This is a genomic window from Plantactinospora mayteni, from assembly GCF_016862935.1.
Taxonomy (GTDB): domain Bacteria; phylum Actinomycetota; class Actinomycetes; order Mycobacteriales; family Micromonosporaceae; genus Plantactinospora; species Plantactinospora mayteni.
The window spans coordinates 87,072-102,770 of the sequence record NZ_BONX01000053.1 but is presented as its reverse complement, the minus strand read 5'-3'; the positions used below and the strand labels follow the sequence as shown (position 1 = coordinate 102,770).

Genomic DNA, 15,699 nt, shown 5'->3' with positions numbered 1-15,699 from the left:
TCCGCCCGTACTCCAGAACCTGCTCGCCCCGGACGGCGACGTCGGCGACGAGCGGGGGTGACGTGGAGACGAAGGCTGACGAAAAGATGGTCGTTGCCGGCTGCTCCGGAGTTCCCGCCGGATTCAGCTACCGGCGGGCGCCGGTGAGGTCGGCACCACGCCGTCCGTCCGCCGTCGTCGGCGCATCGCCGCGACCGCCAGGTCCACGGCGAGGAAGCCGACCAACGATGCGCCGAACAGTGGCAGCGCCCAGCACAGCAGGAAGACCGCCGGCAGGCCGACGACGATCGCCCAGGTGGGCAGGTTCCACCAGGCTCCCCGAGCCACCGGGGGTGCGCCGACGAAGGCCCGGCGGTCTGCCCGGGTGGGCCGGCGCTGCCACCACATCCGGTAACCCCAGAAGATCACGCAGAGCAGGCCGAGGGCGAGCGCGGCGAGCAGGATCTGGTTGGCCAGGCCGAAGAGCGTGCCCATGTGCGCGCTGATGCCCAGGCTGCTCAGCTTCGCCAGCAGCGGCCAGTCTGCGAAGTCGCTGCGCGCGACCACCGTACCGGCGGCGGGGTCGACCGCAGCCCGGTCCTTCTGGACCGGCCAGGCGTCGTCCACCTGGGTCACCGTCCACGCCGACGAGGCGTCCGCCGGCAGGCCGACCTCGACCGGACCGGTCAGCCCGTCCGCCCGGGCGACCCGGAGCACCTGGTCGATCGCGGCCGGGTCGACCGCCGGCGCGCCGGCCGGGCCACCGCCGTGGTGCCCGCCGCCGCTGTCCGGGCCGGCCGCACTGCTCAGGGACGTGGGCAGTTCCGGGGTACCGGCAGCGAGCGCGTCCAGTCCCGCGCCGAAGTTCGCCCCCGCATACCGCGACCAGGTCAACCCGGTCGCGGACAGGAACAGCAGACCGACCATCAACCACACGCCGGTACTGGCGTGCCAGCCCCGGGTCCGCCGCACTCCCCTGCGGGCGGCCAGGTCCGGCAGCAGCAGCCGACCTGCCCTGCCCCGGCCGCCCCGGTGCCGGCGCCACCACAGCGCCAGCCCGCCCAACGCGACGATCCACAGCCAGCTCGCCGCCAACTCCGAATAGTGCCGCCCCAGCACCCCCAACTGAAGGTTCCGGTGCAGGTCGTCGAACCAGGTCCGCAACGGCGTGTACCCGAACCAGGTGGTCAACTGGCCCGTCACCTGCCCGGTGTACGGGTCGACGTACACGCTGTGCTGCTTCTCCCCCAGCTCCGGTGCGGTGAACACCACCTGCGTGGTCGCCCCGTCCCCGCCCAGCGCGACGTACGACAGTGTCCCGTCCGGATGCGCGGCCCGGGCGGCGGCCACCTGCTCCGACACCGGTCGCGCCGACCGACCGGCCGGCTCGGCCCGCAACTCGGTGCCGTACACCAGCGCGTCCAACTGCGGGGTGACCGTGTACGCCAACCCGGTCAGCGCCGCCACGACCAGGAAGGGTGCCACCAGCACCCCGGCGTAGAAGTGCAGCCGCAGCAGCAGCGGCCCCCACCCGTACGCCCGGCGCCGGGGCGTACCCGGAGCCGTGGCTGCCCCCTCGGGGCTCGACGCGGGCCCGGCCCTATCGGCGCCGGTGGCAGAGGTGACGGACATGACCTCTCCGATCAGGCTCGTAGCCGGCACGGGAGCCGGCGTCCTTGCAGTAGTCGTCACCTGGCCGGAGTTGGTTCCGCCGCTCGGCCGAGCCGACGGTCCTGCGGTGCCACCCGACGGGTCACGCCAGGCCCGAAGCTCGCGGTTGCCGGTTGCCGGTTGCCGGTACCGGTTCCCGGTTGCCGGTAGCGGTTCCCGGTTGCCGGTAGCGGTCGGGAACCAGCCGCGCGGTGCGGCCGACTACTGAGCGGGGAACGTCCCCGGCTGTCCGCCGTGCCCGCACCCACCACCCCCAGCCTGGAGAGTCCGTGCCGCGATCACGTCCACTCGTTGCAGCCGTCGCCATCTCGGTCGCGCTCGCCGGTGCCTGTAGCGCCGACTCCGGCGGCGCTGGCTCGTCCACCCTGCTACGCATCGGGCTGAGCACGGAGTCGGGTGCGCTGGACCCACACGCCTTCACCGGCAACTTCCTGCTGCTCGACGCCATCTACGAACCGCTGGTCAGCTACGGCGAGGACGGGCGGCTGGAGCCGGGTCTGGCGCAGTCGTGGACCGTCGCCGACGGTGGCAAGCAGGTGACCTTCGACCTGCGCGACGGCGTACGCTTCACCGACGGGACACCGGTCGACGCCGCCGCGGTCAAGTGGAACTTCGACCGCTGGGTGGGCAACAAGCGCTTCTCGTTCTTCCGGGCGTCGCAGGTCATCTCCGCCGTCGAGGCCCCGGAACCGGACACCGTCCGGCTCACCCTGTCCGAGCCGTACGAGCCGCTGTTGCAGGAGCTGTCGATCGTCCGTCCCGTCCGGCTGCTCAGCCCGAGGTCGGCGGCTCCGGACGGGACGTTCCAGAACCCCGTGGGTACCGGAGCGTGGAAGCTCGTCTCCAGCACCGCCACCGGTGCGATGCTGGAGCGCAACGCCGACTACTGGGGACCGAAACCACGTCTGGAACGCCTCGAATTCAAGGTCATCCCGGACTCGCAGGCACGCGCCGACGCGCTCGGCAACGGCGAGATCGACCTGGTCGGCGGCGCGTACCTCTCCCCGGTCACTCCGGTCGAGGCGAAGTCCCTCGGCGGGCGCGGCGACGTCAAGCTGCTCACCGGCGCCCCGGACGTCTCGATCATGCTCGGGTTCAATCCGGACGGCCCGGCCGGCGACCGGGCCGTCCGGGAGGCCGTCATCAAGGCGATCGACACCGCCTCGCTGGCGAAGGCGCTGTTCCTGGACTTTGCCGAGCCGGCCCGGCGGGTGTTCCCGCCGGGTGTGCCGGACTCCGGCACCGACCTGCCGGTCGGCTTCGACCAGGCCGCCGCCGGCAGCGTGCTGGACGCGGCCGGGTACGTCCGGGACGGCGACACCCGGGTCAAGGACGGAAAGCGGCTCTCGCTGCGGCTGCTCGTGCCCGCCACCCCGGCCGAGGGACAGCTCGATCCGCGCACCATGGCCGCAGCGATCGCCGCAGCCCTCAAGGAGGTGGGTGTCGGCGTCGAGATCGTCCCGGTCGACGCCGCCGCCTACTACGACGAACGGGCCGAGGGCAGGTACGACATCACGTTCTTCGAGACCCTCGGGGCGCCGTACGACCCGTCCAGCTCGATCGTGTCCCTGTTCACCAGCGAGGCGCGGGCGCCACTGTGGGCGACCCCGGCGATCGAGGGCCTGGTCGACAAGGCGGTGTTCGCCCGGGAACCCGTCGGCAGGGCAGCGGCCTACCAGGACCTCTACGACGCCGTGGCCGCCGACGCCGGATTCCTGCCGTTGGTCTACCGGCCACGCGTGTGGGCCGTCCGCGACGAGGTGAACGGCTTCGCGGTCCCACCCAGCGACGTCGACCTCGAACTGACCGGGGTCACCGTCGGGTGAGGGCGCCAGAGCGGCTGCGTTCCGCCGGAGGCCGGGTCGCACGGTGGGTCGTCGACACCCTCGGCGTACTCCTCGCGCTCTCCGCCGGCACCTTCGCGCTCGTCCTGCTCGCCCGGGGTGACCCGGCGGCGATGCTGGCGGCGACCCGGGCCGGCCGTCCCGCCACCCCCGAGCAGGTCGAGGCCGTCCGCGCCGAACTCGGCCTGGACGCCCCCGCCCCACTGCGGTACCTGCGCTGGCTCGCCGACGCGGTCACCGGCGACTTCGGACTGTCGCTCCGGACGAACACCCCGATCGGACCGGAGATCGCGGATCGGATCGGCGTGACGCTGGGACTGGTGGCCGGCGCCGCCGTGCTGGCCCTCGTGCTCGGGGTACTCGTCGGCGTCGCCGGGGCGGTGTTCGAGCGCGGCCTGCTGCGCGGAGTCCTGCGTACCGGGGCGCTCTTGGCCACCTCGGTACCGGCGTTCTGGCTGAGTTACCTGCTGGTGCTGGTACTGGCCCTGCGCCTGGGTATGGTACCGACCTCGGGAATGGCGGGGCCGGCGACCTGGGTGATGCCGCTGGCGGTGCTCGGGCTGCCGGCCGCCGGCGCGCTCAGCCGGGTGGTGGCCGTGACGCTGCGCGAGGCTCTCGACCGGCCGTACGTGCTCGCCGCCCTGGCCCGGGGCAGCCGACCGGCGTCGATCGTGCTCCGCGACGGCCTGCCCAACGCCGCCGGGCCGATCCTGTCCGTCGCCGGATTCACCGTCGGCATGCTGCTGGTGGGCACCGTGGTCGTGGAGCAGATCTTCGGCTGGCCCGGCCTCGGCGCCTACTTCGTGAAGGCGGCCGCGGCCAGGGACATCCCAGCGTTGCAGGCCAGCGCGCTCGTCCTGGGCGGCGGGTTCATCCTGGCCAACCGCCTCGCCGACGTCGCGCAGGTGCTCGTCGACCCCCGATCCCGCCGCGACTCCGGTACCCGGCGGCGCCTGCCTCGGCCACGTTGGGACCGACCGGGCCGCCGTGGTACCGGCGAGACCACGGCACACCCTCGGACGGGACCGACATGAACGCCGGGCACCGCCGTCGGGGCATCCCGGCACGCCTGCGCAGCACGCTGGTCGCGCTGCCCCTGCTCGGGTTCGCGATCGTGGGGTTGCTGGCCCCGGTGCTCGCCCCGGCCGATCCGACGGCCAACGACCTGGCGGCCAGCCTGCTGCCACCGTCGGCGGAGCACCTGCTCGGCACCGACCAGCTCGGCCGCGACCAACTCAGCCGGCTCCTGCACGGGGCACGCATCTCCCTGGCGGTCACCGCAGCGGTCCTGGCGATCTCGCTGACCGTCGGCGTCGTCACCGGCACCATCGCCGGCTACCTCGGCGGGCCGGTCGACCGGGTCATCTCCCGGGTCATCGACATGGCCGTCTCCCTGCCCGGGATGCTCGTGGCACTGGCCGTCATCGGCGTCCGGGGACCCGGCATCGAGAACCTCGTCATCGCGGTGTCGCTCTGGGCCTGGGCCCCGTACGCCCGCATCGCCCGCGCCCGGGTCGCCGGCCTGCGCGGCAGTCCGCACCTGGACGCCCTGCGGCTGCTCGGGGCCGGGCCGGGTCGGATCATCGGTCGGCACCTGCTTCCACCGGCCCTCGCACCATGCCTGGTCTACGCCAGCACCGACGTCGGCGCCATCGTGCTCGGCGTCGCCACGCTGAGCTTCCTCGGCCTCGGCATCCCGCCACCGGATCCCGAGTGGGGGCAACTGCTCATCGAGGGCCGGCCCCACCTGGCCTCCGCCTGGTGGCTGGCCTACCCGCCCGGCATCGCGATCACCGCCGTCGTCTTCGCGAGCAACCTGCTCGGAGAGCGCCTGGCCACCGGCGACGAGCGCCCCTCGATCCTGCGGTGGGTACTCCCGGCGGGTCTTCGCGCTCCGGCGCCCCGGCGCTCGCCCGCCCGGCCGCCGACAACGGTACGTCCGACCGCCACCTCGGCCACGTCCGCCACCTCGGCCACGTCCGGCGGCGACGGCACCCTGCTGCGGGTACGCGATCTCTCGGTCAGCTACCCGCACCGCGACGGACGCCGTCGGGTCGTCGCCGACGTCTGCTACGAGGTGCCGCGCGGGCACATCCTGGCCGTTGTCGGCGAGACCGGCAGCGGCAAGACCACCTCGGTGCTGGCACCCTTCGGCCTGCTCGACCCCACCGCGCTCGTCATCGGGTCGGCGACCCTGGAAGCCGGGACCCACCGCCGCCAACTCGTCGGACTCACGCCACCGCAACGACGCCAGATCAACGGCCGGCACGTGGGCGTGGTCTTCCAGGACAGCCTCGCCGCGCTCAACCCGTTACGCACCATCGGCGCACACGTCGACGAGGCCGTCCGCAACACCGGGCGCGGCGGCCGACGCGCCACCACCCGCCGGGTCACCGAGGAGCTACTGCGCCTGGTCGGCCTACCCGACCCGGTCGGGATCGCCCGTGAGTTCCCGCACCAGCTCTCCGGCGGGATGCGGCAACGTGCGCAGCTCGCCATCGCCCTCGCCGGCGAGCCGGAGCTGCTCGTCGCCGACGAACCGACCTCCGCCCTCGACGTCACCGTGCAGGCACAACTGCTCGACCTGCTGGCCCGGCTCCGCGACGAACTGGGCATGGCCATGATCGTCGTCAGCCACGACCTCGCGGTCGTCACCCGGCTGGCGGACACCGTGGCCGTCATGTACGCCGGCCGAATCGTCGAAGCCGGACCGCTCACCACCATGGTCGAGAACCCGGTTCACCCGTACACCCGTGGCCTGCTCGACGCCGTACCACGTCCCGGCACGGCGCCCGGTACCCGGTTCCGCACCATGCCCGGACGCTCCGGCACCGGCCCGGACGACGCCGACGGCTGCGCGTTCGCCCCCCGCTGCCCGATCGCCGTCCCGGAGTGCGCCCAGGAGCAGCCGACACTGCTGGCGCTGGCCCCGGGGCACCGGTCGGCCTGCCCCCGGCAGTCCGGCAACGCCACCCTGGTGGTGGGGGCCGCCCCGGAGCGGGACGGGGCCTGACCGATGCTGGAGATCGCACACGTCACCGCCGGATACTCCCGACGCCGCGACCAGGACCACGCGAACGTGGTCGAGGACGTCACCATGCGCATCGAGCCGGGCGAGATCGTCGGACTCGTCGGCGAGTCCGGCTGCGGAAAGACGACCCTCGCCCGCGTGGTCACCGGACTCCACCGGCCCAGCGCCGGCGTGGTCCGGTTCACCGGAGTCGACGTGCACTCCCTACGCGGCCGGGCGCTGCGGGCACACCGACGCCACGTCCAGATGGTGTTCCAGGACCCGTACCTCACCCTCAGTCCCCGCCAGACGGTACGGCAGGCGCTTGTCGAACCGCTGCGCATCCACCGGATCGGCGACTCCCGATCACGGTCCGCGCGGGTGGACGAACTGCTGGACCTCGTCGGGCTCGACCGCCGGGTCGGCACGCGCCTGCCCCGGCAGTTGTCCGGCGGGCAGCAGCAGCGGGTCGCGATCGCCCGCGCCCTGGCCCTCCGGCCACGACTACTCGTCTGCGACGAGCCCGTCACCGCACTCGACGTGTCGGTACAGGCGAAGATCCTCAACCTGCTCTGCGACCTACGAGACCGGCTCGGCCTGGCCTGCCTGTTCATCTCGCACGACCTCGCCGTCGTCCGGCAACTCGCGAACCGGATCGCGGTGATGCGCGACGGCCGGATCGTCGAGCAGGGCCCGACCCTGGAGATCACCACGGACCCCTGCCACCCGTACACCCGGGAACTGCTCGCGGCGACCCCCACCATCGACACCCCGGTACGGCACACGGCGGGGTCGGCCGCTCGGGGAGCGTGAGGCCCGCGACGGCGGGCTGACGGCACCAGCACGCTGCCCGTGGCGAAGGGTGTGGTTTCGGAGCACCGGAACCACGCGTCTGCCTGCTACTCGTGCCGGTCGAACCGGCACGAGTAGCGAGGCGACGACGTCACGTCACGCGACGGCGGTTCCCTCGAGTTCGACCATCTGGCCGGGGACCGCCAGCCGGGTCACCCCGAGCATCGTGGTGGCCGGGGCCACCCCGGCGGCGCCCAACCGCGACGCCAGCAGGCCGTAGTGCGGGAACAGCAGGTCGACGTCGGTGGTGTAGACGTTGAGCCGGACGAGGTTCGCGAGGGACATGCCCGCCTCGCCGAGCACGGCCTCCAGGTTGTCGAGGCTCAGCGCCAACTGCGCCGCCATGTCACCGTCATGCTGGGGCTTGCCGTCGCCGCTCATCGCGGTCTGCCCGGAGCAGTACAGGGTCCGGGTGTGCCCGGAGACGACCTCGCCCTGGTTGAATCCCAGCTCCACCGACCACGTCACCGGGTTGACTGCCGTTCGTTCGATTGCCACATCAGCTCCATGCGATTCATTGGAAGTACGTACGTCGGTCGGCTCGGTAGCCGCCATCTTCGACGCCGTCTTGCCGAGCCTGCCAACAAATCACGACATCCTGTGTCGTGTATTCTGCTAAAGTTCGCGGATGCGCGCCGACCGGCTGGTCTCGCTGGTGCTGCTGCTGCGCCAGCGCGGTCGGCTGACCGCGGACACGCTGGCCCGGGAGCTGGAGGTATCCACCCGCACCGTGCTGCGCGACATCGAGGCGCTCTCCACGGCAGGCGTCCCGGTCCACGCCGAACGCGGTCGACACGGCGGCTTCGCGTTGTTGCCTGGTTTCCGGACCGAGCTCACCGGACTGAACCACGACGAGGCCCTTGCCTTGCTGACCGCCGCATCGGGGCGCGGCGAGCAGGTGTTCGGCCTCGGCTCGGCGCTCGCTTCGGCCACCCGCAAAGTGGTCGACGCGCTGCCCGAAAGCCATCAGGCCACCGCGAGCGACGCGGCCCGGCGATTTCTTGTCGAACCGGAGACCGACCTGCTCTCGCGTCGGCTGGTCACCGAGGAGGTGCCGGACACGACGATGATCGAGGTCCGGCGCGCGGTGCTCGCCGGACACAAGCTGCGCATCCACTACGCGGCAATGGGCCAGACCCCACGGTGGCGCACCGTGGACCCGATCGGCCTGGTCACCGTACGTGACCGGGGCTACCTGCTGGCCACGAGATCTGGCGCCGACCGCACCTACCGGCTGTCCCGGGTCCTGGCCGCCGAGGAACTCCCCGAACCGGCACAGCGACCAGACCGGGTCGACCTGGACCGGGTCTGGCGGGAACGCTGCGCGCAGTTTCTGTCCGACGGCCATCTCACCGTGCTGGTACGGGTGAACCCGGCGCGACGGGAAGACCTGCTGAGTACCGCGCTGGCCGTCCGCGCCGAGGAACCAGAGGCAGACGGCTGGCTGCGGCTGGAGGTGACCTTCCAAGATTCACGACACGCCGAATGGGCACTGTGGCAGCTCGCCACGAACGCGGAAGCCCTGGCCCCGCAATCGTTGCGCACCTCCCTGCGCAACCGCGCCGCCGCGATAGTCACCCGCTACGGAGACTCGTCCTGAGAGTCGCCGCCTGCTGCGGGCCGCCGCCGACGCGATTCGGACCGCCGCACGCTCGCCCACACCACACCACCTGGCCTTCCCGCGACGGCGGCTGCCTCCCTCCGGGTACCTGGTCCCTGACCTCGTCGTAGCCGACGCTGGCGGGTGCCGTGGTCGGCGCGTAGATCACCCGAATCGACGTTTCCGGCGGTCCTGTCCGGGTACGTGGGGTCGTGCAGGCGATACGGCTTCCCACGCGCGGCCGGAAACGGCCGGGCCGACCCGGGCCGGTCAGCCGCACCGGCGAGGGCTTGCCCTGCTCCCGTCCGGCTGGGGCCGATGCCGACCGGGACCGGTGACCCGGGGCGCCCGCGTGGTCCCGGCGAGCGGGTCGAACGGTCCGATCGCTACGGCCTGGTTCTTCTACTGTTGGTGGCCAGCTTCCTCCTGTCGGCGTTCCTGCCCGAGGGACGGATTCAGGCCCTGCCGCTGCTGCTCTACCTCGCCTCGCTGGCGCTGGCCCTGCGCAACTCCCGCCCACCCGGCATGAGGCCACGCCAGTTCTGGTCGGTGATCACTGTGGTCTCGACCGGCACCGTCGTACTCGACGTGGTGGTACGCCATCGGGTGGCGTCCGGGCTGGTGTCACTGTGGTTGGCGGTGATCCTGGCGCTGACAATCGTGGTGGTGGTCCGGCGGATCCTGACCCATCGTGTGGTAACCCTCCAGACCATCTTCGGTGCCCTGAGTGCGTACCTGTTGATCGGCTTTCTGTTCGCGGCCCTGTTCGCGGCCGTCGGGCATTTCCGGACGACCCCGTTCTTCTCCGCCGGACAGCCAGCGACCAGCGCGACCATCCAGTACTTCAGCTTCGTCACCATGACCACCGTCGGCTACGGAGACTTCACCGCCAACGGGGAACCCGCCCGAACCCTCGCCGTGATCGAGGCGCTGACCGGCCAGATCTACCTGGTTACCCTGGTCGCCCGACTCGTGTCGATATTCGGTAACACCCGTGGCGACCGGTAGCGCCGGCTCAGGTCTGTTGGAGAAAGTTTCTGAGCTGCGCGGTGAGTTCGGCCGGCTGTTCCTCGAAGATCCAGTGGCCAGAGTCCTCGATGACGCCGCCGGTCACCGTCGTGGCGTACTGCGCGACCTGGGTGGGTACCGCCTCACCGAGGCTGGCTCGGGCGCCGAGTGCGAGAACCGGCATGGTCAACTTCGTCTTGCCGTACTCAGCGTTGTCGGCGACATCTTGCGGCAGCGCTCGGAAGTAGTCGAAGCTGGCCCGCAGGTGAGCCTCGTCTTGCAGGTACCGGGCGTACTCGCGGACATCGTCGTCGCCGATGCCGGTCTTCTGGACTTCCATCGAATCGGTGAACCGATCCACCCAGAGGGCCTCGCGACCGTCCACGATCTGTTCCGGCAGACCGTTCGGGAGGTTGAAGAAGCCGAAGTTCCAGAAGCCCGGTCCCTTCGGGGTCAGTGACGGGACCTGGTACAGGCTCTGGTCAGGGATCGGCGCTTCCGTGAGCACGAGCTTGCGCACGCGATCGCGGTGAGCGGCGGCATACGCGTACGCGACCATGGTCCCGATATCGTGTCCGACGATGCTGACATCGCTATCGAGGCCGAGTTGGGTGAGCAGGCCGTGGACGTCGCCGGCGAGGGTCTTCTTGTCGTAGCCTCCTGCCGGGGCGTCGCTGCCGCCGGCCCCCCGAAGGTCGGGCGCGATGACCGTGTGGTGCTCGGCAAGCTCCGGCAGAACCTTCCGCCACATGTACCACGTCTGGGGATAGCCGTGCAGCAGGACCAGCGTGCTGCCCCGACCGCCCCGAACATAGTTGATCGTGACGTCGCCGACCTGCGCCGTCTGCTCCGTGAAGGAACCCGGAATTCGCCCGCCACCCATTGCCACTCCCTCTGCGGAGACACACGGCCGTGGGCTACCCGCTCCCGGGGCTCGTACACCTGCCTCGATCATGCCAACGCTCCACGCGGCTGTGCCCGGTGCCCGGTGGAGTCCCGCCCGACCGGTCCCGAGGGCGGGCGCCGTGAGACCCGAAACCCGGGCCCACGGCGGCCCGCCGCTGGTACCACACGATCGGCAGCCACCACCGCGACAAGCTCCGGATCGCCGCGATCACCCCTGGTCTGGTCAGGCCGTCAGCCAGGTCGGTCCGTTAGGGTCGGCGGCATGACGCCAGCCCTTGCCGCCAGTGCCTTCGACTCGCTGCGTCTCGACGCCGTTCCCGACCAGGAGGCGCTGCGCCGGGCCTACGAATTCCCCAGCGACGCGGCCGTGCGGAAGCAGATGACCGAACTCACCGAGGAGACCCGGCGGTTGATCGGCTGCGCATCGCTGATCCTGGTCGCCAGCGCGGACGCCGAGGGCAACTTCGACGTCTCCCCGCGCGGCGGCCCCGCCGGATTCGTCACCGTCCTGGATTCACGGACGGTGGCGATACCGGACGCGACCGGCAACAAGCGTCTGGACACCCTTCAGAACATCGTCGCGACCGGACGGGCCGGGCTGCTGTTCGTCATCCCGGGACGCACCACGACGCTCAGGGTGAACGGCCGGGCATGCGTCTCCACCCGCCCAGACCTGCTGTCGCAGCTGACCGCCGTGGGCAAGCCGCCGGCCAGTGCGCTGGTGCTGGGGATCGACGAGGTCTACCCGCACTGCCCCAAGGCGCTGCTGCGCAGCGCGGCGTGGAAGCCGGATCAGTGGCTGCCGGCGGACGCCCAGCCGACCTCAGCCGAGGTAACGCTGGCCCAGCTACGGATGCCGGAACTGACGATCGCCGACATCGAGCAGACGGAGGCGGACTCGCTGAAGTACCGGTACGAGTAACGGGCCGCACCGCGATTCACCCGACGCGGGCGGCCGGCTGCACTCAGGCCCGTTGACGCTCGTCGCGCTGCCGGATGAGTTCCTCGACCGCGCTGGGCAGGGCTGGATCACGGCATCACGGCGTGTTTCGCCAGTCGTTCACCTGCTCTTCTGGTCGGGGTCTGGGTCGGTGTTCGGCTCGCCGGTAGGTGGGAGGGGCGGGGTGTTGTAGGTACGGCCGCGTTTCTGGAGCCGGGCCTGGGAGCTGGCCGAGAGATACTTTCCAGCCCGCGATGCCGATCCGGTCTCGGTCTCCTGAGCGAGGTAGCTGAGCGTCGCCGCTTCCTCGGCGAGGTCGGCCGCCAGCTCTTCGGGCGCACCGAACTGCGCCTGGGCGATCTCCCGCTGCGCCTGTTGGATCTCCTTCAGCGCGGCGGCCGAGTCGCCACCGCTGAGCAGGTTGGAGGCGCGCCGCTTCGCCTGCTGCGCCCGCAGGTAGACCAGCTCGGTGTGTACCACCGGATCAGGTACCCGGCCGGCGGCCTGGTCGCCGGGCACCACGTTGACGTGCACCGGCACCGTCACGGTGTGCTGGGCCAGCGCCGGCAGCTCGACGTACGTGAAGGTCAGCGTCGCCACCTCGGTCAGGCCCAACTCGGCGAGGGCCGGGATGTCGAAGGTCAACACGAGCTTGCGGGTCTCGGCGGCGTAGAAGCTGCCGAGTTCGATGAGCAGTCCGTCGTCGACCGCGTTGGCCGGCAGGTCGTTGACCACCAGGACGCCCCGCACCGCCGGGGTGAGTCGTAGGTGCAGCGACGCGGCCTGGGCGGTCTGCGCGAGCAGTCCCTCGACTTCGCCGGCGATGAGCGCCACGGCGGTGTCCGGCTCCTCCGCGAAGTGCTCGTTGCCGGAACCACCACGGGCGATCGCCGACATGATCCGCTCGTCGTAGCCGAGACCGAAGCCGAGCGTCGAGGTGGTCACCCGGTGTGTGTACGCCTCGGCCGCCACCCGGGCCAGCGCGTCGGGGTCGGTGATACCGGCGTTGGCATGCCCGTCGCTGATGATCAGCACGGTGGCACCCGCCGCGCGGGCCACCCGTCGAGCCTCCTGGAGCCCACGGAGGTAGCCGCCGGACAGGTCCGTACCGCCGCGCGTCCGCACACCCGCGATCGCCCGCTTGACCGCCGCTTTGTCGGTCAGCCGCCCGGCCGGTACCACAACGTCGACCGCGTCGTCGAAGACCACCAGGCCGAAGTGGTCACGCGGGTCGAGCCGGTCGACCAGACTGGTCAGCGCGGTCTTCGCGCCGTCGAGTCGACCACCCTCCATCGAGCCGCTACGGTCGAGCACGACCTCCAGCGTGCCCGGCACCCGCACGCCGTCGCCGCCGTCGGGCGCTGGCGGAGCGTTCAGCTCGATCATCACGGACAACTTGTCGTCGGTCTCGATGGCGATCATGTCGACATCGAGGTGGGCGGTGATGTGCACAGTGGCCACTCCTTTGTCGGGCCCTCGAACTCCGCCGAGCGTAGTGCCGCGCACCAACCGGCACCAACCGGCCACCACGACGACGGTCACCGTGTCGCCGGGCTCGGTGGAGCAGGGGCAGCGGATCCTGCTCATCGCGAACGTGCGCTTCGCGGACGGGCGGATTCCGTCTACGAGATACCGGACGCGATCGCCATCGCCGACGTGAACAACGACGGCCGGAACGACGTCGCCATCACGCACGGCGGCTGGAGTTCGGTGGGCGTACTGCTGCAACGGCCGGACGGCTGGCTGGGCAACGAGTTCCTCAGGTCCCAGTTGCCGCCCGCGAGTTCCTTCACCGCGCGGGCTGGCCGTTGCCGACATCAACGACGACGGCCTGAAGGATCCGCTGATGGCCAACTACAACTACGGCCTCGTGGTGGTACCGCAGCAGCCGGCCGGGGCGTCCGCGAGGACGTCGACGAAGGTCCGGGTCAACAGGGGCTGATCGGTAGGAAAGGTCGCACCCGGCCCGCCCGGGGCGTGGACCCTGGTCGCCGCGGCACGGCGCGACCTCGGGTACCCGACCCGGGCGGGCCGCCCGCATCGACCTACCCCGCTCCGGGCGGCGACGCCGCGGGATGCGCTGGTCGTGGCGACCATCGGGCGGTGGTCAGGGCGAAGATCGTTGAGAAGGGTACGCCTGCCATTCGTCGGCGAGCATCGCGAAGCCGAGTTCGGTGCTCCACTCCCCCTTGAAACGCTCGTTGTGCACCAGTCGGGCCTCCTGCCGCATCCCGAGCCGTCGCGCGACCTTCGCCGAGGGTTCGTTGCGTTCCTCGATCCGTGCGGTGATGCGGTGCAGGCCGAGGTGGTCGAAGCCCAGGTGTAGCAGTGCGCGTGCCGCCTCGGTGGCGTAGCCGTGACCGGAGAAGTCGGGGTTCAGGACGTATCCGATCTCCCCGCCACGGTGTTCCCGGCTGTGCCAGAAGAGCACCACGTCACCGACCAGTTGACCGGTCTCGGCGACCTCGATGCCGAGGGCCAGGGCCTGGCCCTCGTCGGTGAGGTCGGTGTTCGCCCACAGGGTGGCGAGCCGCTCGGTGATGACGTCGCGGGTCATCGGCTCGAAGGGCACGTAACGGCAGACGTCGGGTCGACTCCGGTAGGCGAGCAGCGCGTCGACATCGGCGGCGGTGAGCGGACGCAGCAACAGCCGCTGGGTGCGGACCGGGTAAGCAGGCTGGAGGGCGGCGGACTGCTGGAGAGCTGGCACGCCCACCATCCTGCCAAGCCGGCCGACCCGACCCCAACTCGGCGTCGCGCAGCGGCCGAGGCAGCACCGCGTCCGCCCCAGCCGTCGGGTCAGCCAGACTCGGATCCGCCCGGCGTGCCAGCCCCTGGAGGCATCTGTCAGGTCTGCGTGGTTCGTGACTGTTTATGGGGTGGTACGGGGTTCGAGGTCTGTGTGCTCCAACTCGGCGATGATGCGGTCGGCCCGGCGTCGTAGCCCGCGACCCTCACCCGGTTCGATGTGGGCCAGGAGTTGCAGTGCCATCACGCGGAAGCGGAGCAGGCCGGCATCGCCAGCGTGTTCGACGGCTGCTCGGCCGTGGCGGGTCGCCCGGTCGCGGTCGCCGAGTTTCCAGTGGCAGTACGCCAGTCCGTGATGACGGCGGAAGAGCGCAAAGGCGGCGGGGCTGCGGGCGGGTATGCAGCGATACAGCCCCGCCGCCTGGGACAGGCGTGCCACCGGTTCGGCGTGGATGAGGTGGTAGGCACGTTGATCGGCCCAGCGTGCGTGGTAGCAGTCCCGCTCGCCACCGGGTGGCAGCCGTGTGATCTGCCCCTGTGCCCTCGCGAGTACCTCGTCCGCGCGGGCGGGTAGTCCGGCGTCCATGTCGAGGCGGGCCTCCAGCAGCGCCGATTCGACTTGAGCCGCCGGTTGCGTCATGCCGCTGGCGCGGGTGAGCCGGAGCCGGGCGTCATCGATGTCTCCTCGGCGCAGCGCGACCGAGGCCAGGCCAAGGTGGATCCAGCACGCAGCGGGTGACTCGGCGATCGGCGGCCGGTCCCACAACAACAGCTGAGCCTCGCGCAGCGACAGCGGCAGATCGGCGAAGCGGGCATGGTATTGCCCCATCCAGCGTGCGGTGTCCTCCAGCGGACGCGGCACACCGAAGTAGCGCAGCAGCCAGCGCCCGTACTGCCCGCCAGGGGCGTTGCCCCGGGTCTTGAGGCGGCGTAGCCCGCGCTCGATCGTTCCCGGATCGTCCGGCAGCCCCACCGACGGGCCGCCGCGGCGGATGAGCAGGTGGGTCAGCGCGGTCCACCCGCCATGCTCGTCGGTCAGTTGTTCGAGATAGCGCCCCCACGTGCAGCCCGTCGGGGAGGTGTCGGTCACGGCCATGTCCGAAAACGTGTCCTACCGTGGCCCCAACGTTGACGAATACCG

The 15,699-nt window shown here is 71.2% G+C and carries 13 protein-coding genes; 7 read left to right on the top strand and 6 right to left on the bottom strand.

Annotated elements, in window-relative coordinates:
- Window positions 1–123: 123 nt before the first annotated feature.
- Window positions 124–1,611, bottom strand: a complete 1,488-nt coding sequence (locus Pma05_RS34750) for a PepSY-associated TM helix domain-containing protein (protein WP_203861757.1) — start codon at window positions 1,609–1,611, stop codon at window positions 124–126.
- A 308-nt stretch (window positions 1,612–1,919) separates the two neighbouring features.
- Here Pma05_RS34750 and Pma05_RS34745 point away from each other — a divergent pair, with 308 nt between their 5' ends.
- From Pma05_RS34745 to Pma05_RS34730, 4 genes are read left to right on the top strand one after another with little or no spacing between them, the layout of a single operon-like run.
- Window positions 1,920–3,476, top strand: coding sequence for an ABC transporter substrate-binding protein (locus Pma05_RS34745; RefSeq protein ID WP_203861756.1), 1,557 nt, complete (start codon window positions 1,920–1,922; stop codon window positions 3,474–3,476).
- Window positions 3,473–4,528, top strand: coding sequence for an ABC transporter permease (locus tag Pma05_RS34740; RefSeq protein ID WP_203861755.1), 1,056 nt, complete (start codon window positions 3,473–3,475; stop codon window positions 4,526–4,528). Before Pma05_RS34745 ends, Pma05_RS34740 begins: the two co-directional genes overlap by 4 nt.
- On the top strand, window positions 4,525–6,507 hold the full coding sequence (locus Pma05_RS34735) for a dipeptide/oligopeptide/nickel ABC transporter permease/ATP-binding protein (RefSeq protein ID WP_203861754.1): 1,983 nt from the start codon (window positions 4,525–4,527) through the stop codon (window positions 6,505–6,507). Before Pma05_RS34740 ends, Pma05_RS34735 begins: the two co-directional genes overlap by 4 nt.
- A 3-nt stretch (window positions 6,508–6,510) precedes the next feature.
- Window positions 6,511–7,317 carry an ABC transporter ATP-binding protein gene (locus Pma05_RS34730; RefSeq protein WP_203861753.1) on the top strand — a complete coding sequence of 269 codons (807 nt, stop codon included), beginning with the start codon at window positions 6,511–6,513 and terminating at the stop codon, window positions 7,315–7,317.
- A 135-nt stretch (window positions 7,318–7,452) separates the two neighbouring features.
- Here Pma05_RS34730 and Pma05_RS34725 read toward each other — a convergent pair whose 3' ends face one another.
- On the bottom strand, window positions 7,453–7,854 hold the full coding sequence (locus tag Pma05_RS34725) for a RidA family protein (RefSeq protein WP_239313718.1): 402 nt from the start codon (window positions 7,852–7,854) through the stop codon (window positions 7,453–7,455).
- A 130-nt stretch (window positions 7,855–7,984) separates the two neighbouring features.
- On the opposite strand from Pma05_RS34725, the gene Pma05_RS34720 reads away from it, so the two are divergent.
- Window positions 7,985–8,956, top strand: coding sequence for a helix-turn-helix transcriptional regulator (locus Pma05_RS34720; protein ID WP_203861752.1), 972 nt, complete (start codon window positions 7,985–7,987; stop codon window positions 8,954–8,956).
- Between the two features lie 411 nt (window positions 8,957–9,367).
- Window positions 9,368–9,964, top strand: a complete 597-nt coding sequence (locus Pma05_RS34715; protein WP_203861751.1) for a potassium channel family protein — start codon at window positions 9,368–9,370, stop codon at window positions 9,962–9,964.
- Window positions 9,965–9,971: 7 nt separating this feature from the next.
- Here the strand turns inward: Pma05_RS34715 and Pma05_RS34710 are convergent, their stop codons facing one another.
- On the bottom strand, window positions 9,972–10,847 hold the full coding sequence (locus Pma05_RS34710) for an alpha/beta fold hydrolase (protein WP_203861750.1): 876 nt from the start codon (window positions 10,845–10,847) through the stop codon (window positions 9,972–9,974).
- Between the two features lie 285 nt (window positions 10,848–11,132).
- Here Pma05_RS34710 and Pma05_RS34705 point away from each other — a divergent pair, with 285 nt between their 5' ends.
- On the top strand, window positions 11,133–11,792 hold the full coding sequence (locus tag Pma05_RS34705; protein ID WP_203861749.1) for an MSMEG_1061 family FMN-dependent PPOX-type flavoprotein: 660 nt from the start codon (window positions 11,133–11,135) through the stop codon (window positions 11,790–11,792).
- A gap of 138 nt (window positions 11,793–11,930) precedes the next feature.
- Here the strand turns inward: Pma05_RS34705 and Pma05_RS34700 are convergent, their stop codons facing one another.
- The 3 genes from Pma05_RS34700 to Pma05_RS34690 form a co-directional block, all read right to left on the bottom strand.
- The gene (locus Pma05_RS34700) at window positions 11,931–13,262 is read right to left on the bottom strand and encodes a vWA domain-containing protein (RefSeq protein WP_203861748.1); all 1,332 of its coding nucleotides are present in this window, start codon (window positions 13,260–13,262) and stop codon (window positions 11,931–11,933) included.
- A 655-nt stretch (window positions 13,263–13,917) separates the two neighbouring features.
- Window positions 13,918–14,520, bottom strand: a complete 603-nt coding sequence (locus Pma05_RS34695) for a GNAT family N-acetyltransferase (protein WP_239313716.1) — start codon at window positions 14,518–14,520, stop codon at window positions 13,918–13,920.
- A 162-nt stretch (window positions 14,521–14,682) separates the two neighbouring features.
- Complete coding sequence (locus Pma05_RS34690) at window positions 14,683–15,654, bottom strand: hypothetical protein (protein ID WP_203861746.1); 972 nt, start codon at window positions 15,652–15,654, stop codon at window positions 14,683–14,685.
- Window positions 15,655–15,699 lie beyond the last annotated feature (45 nt).

Excerpts from the sequence above, each read along its gene's own strand:
- Pma05_RS34750 (WP_203861757.1), bottom strand. The coding sequence starts at position 1,611 with ATGTCCGTCACCTCTGCCACCGGCGCCGATAGGGCCGGGCCCGCGTCG.
- Pma05_RS34735 (WP_203861754.1), top strand. The coding sequence starts at position 4,525 with ATGAACGCCGGGCACCGCCGTCGGGGCATCCCGGCACGCCTGCGCAGC.
- Pma05_RS34730 (WP_203861753.1), top strand. The coding sequence starts at position 6,511 with ATGCTGGAGATCGCACACGTCACCGCCGGATACTCCCGACGCCGCGAC.
- Pma05_RS34720 (WP_203861752.1), top strand. The coding sequence starts at position 7,985 with ATGCGCGCCGACCGGCTGGTCTCGCTGGTGCTGCTGCTGCGCCAGCGC.
- Pma05_RS34710 (WP_203861750.1), bottom strand. The coding sequence starts at position 10,847 with ATGGGTGGCGGGCGAATTCCGGGTTCCTTCACGGAGCAGACGGCGCAG.
- Pma05_RS34705 (WP_203861749.1), top strand. The coding sequence starts at position 11,133 with ATGACGCCAGCCCTTGCCGCCAGTGCCTTCGACTCGCTGCGTCTCGAC.
- Pma05_RS34690 (WP_203861746.1), bottom strand. The coding sequence starts at position 15,654 with ATGGCCGTGACCGACACCTCCCCGACGGGCTGCACGTGGGGGCGCTAT.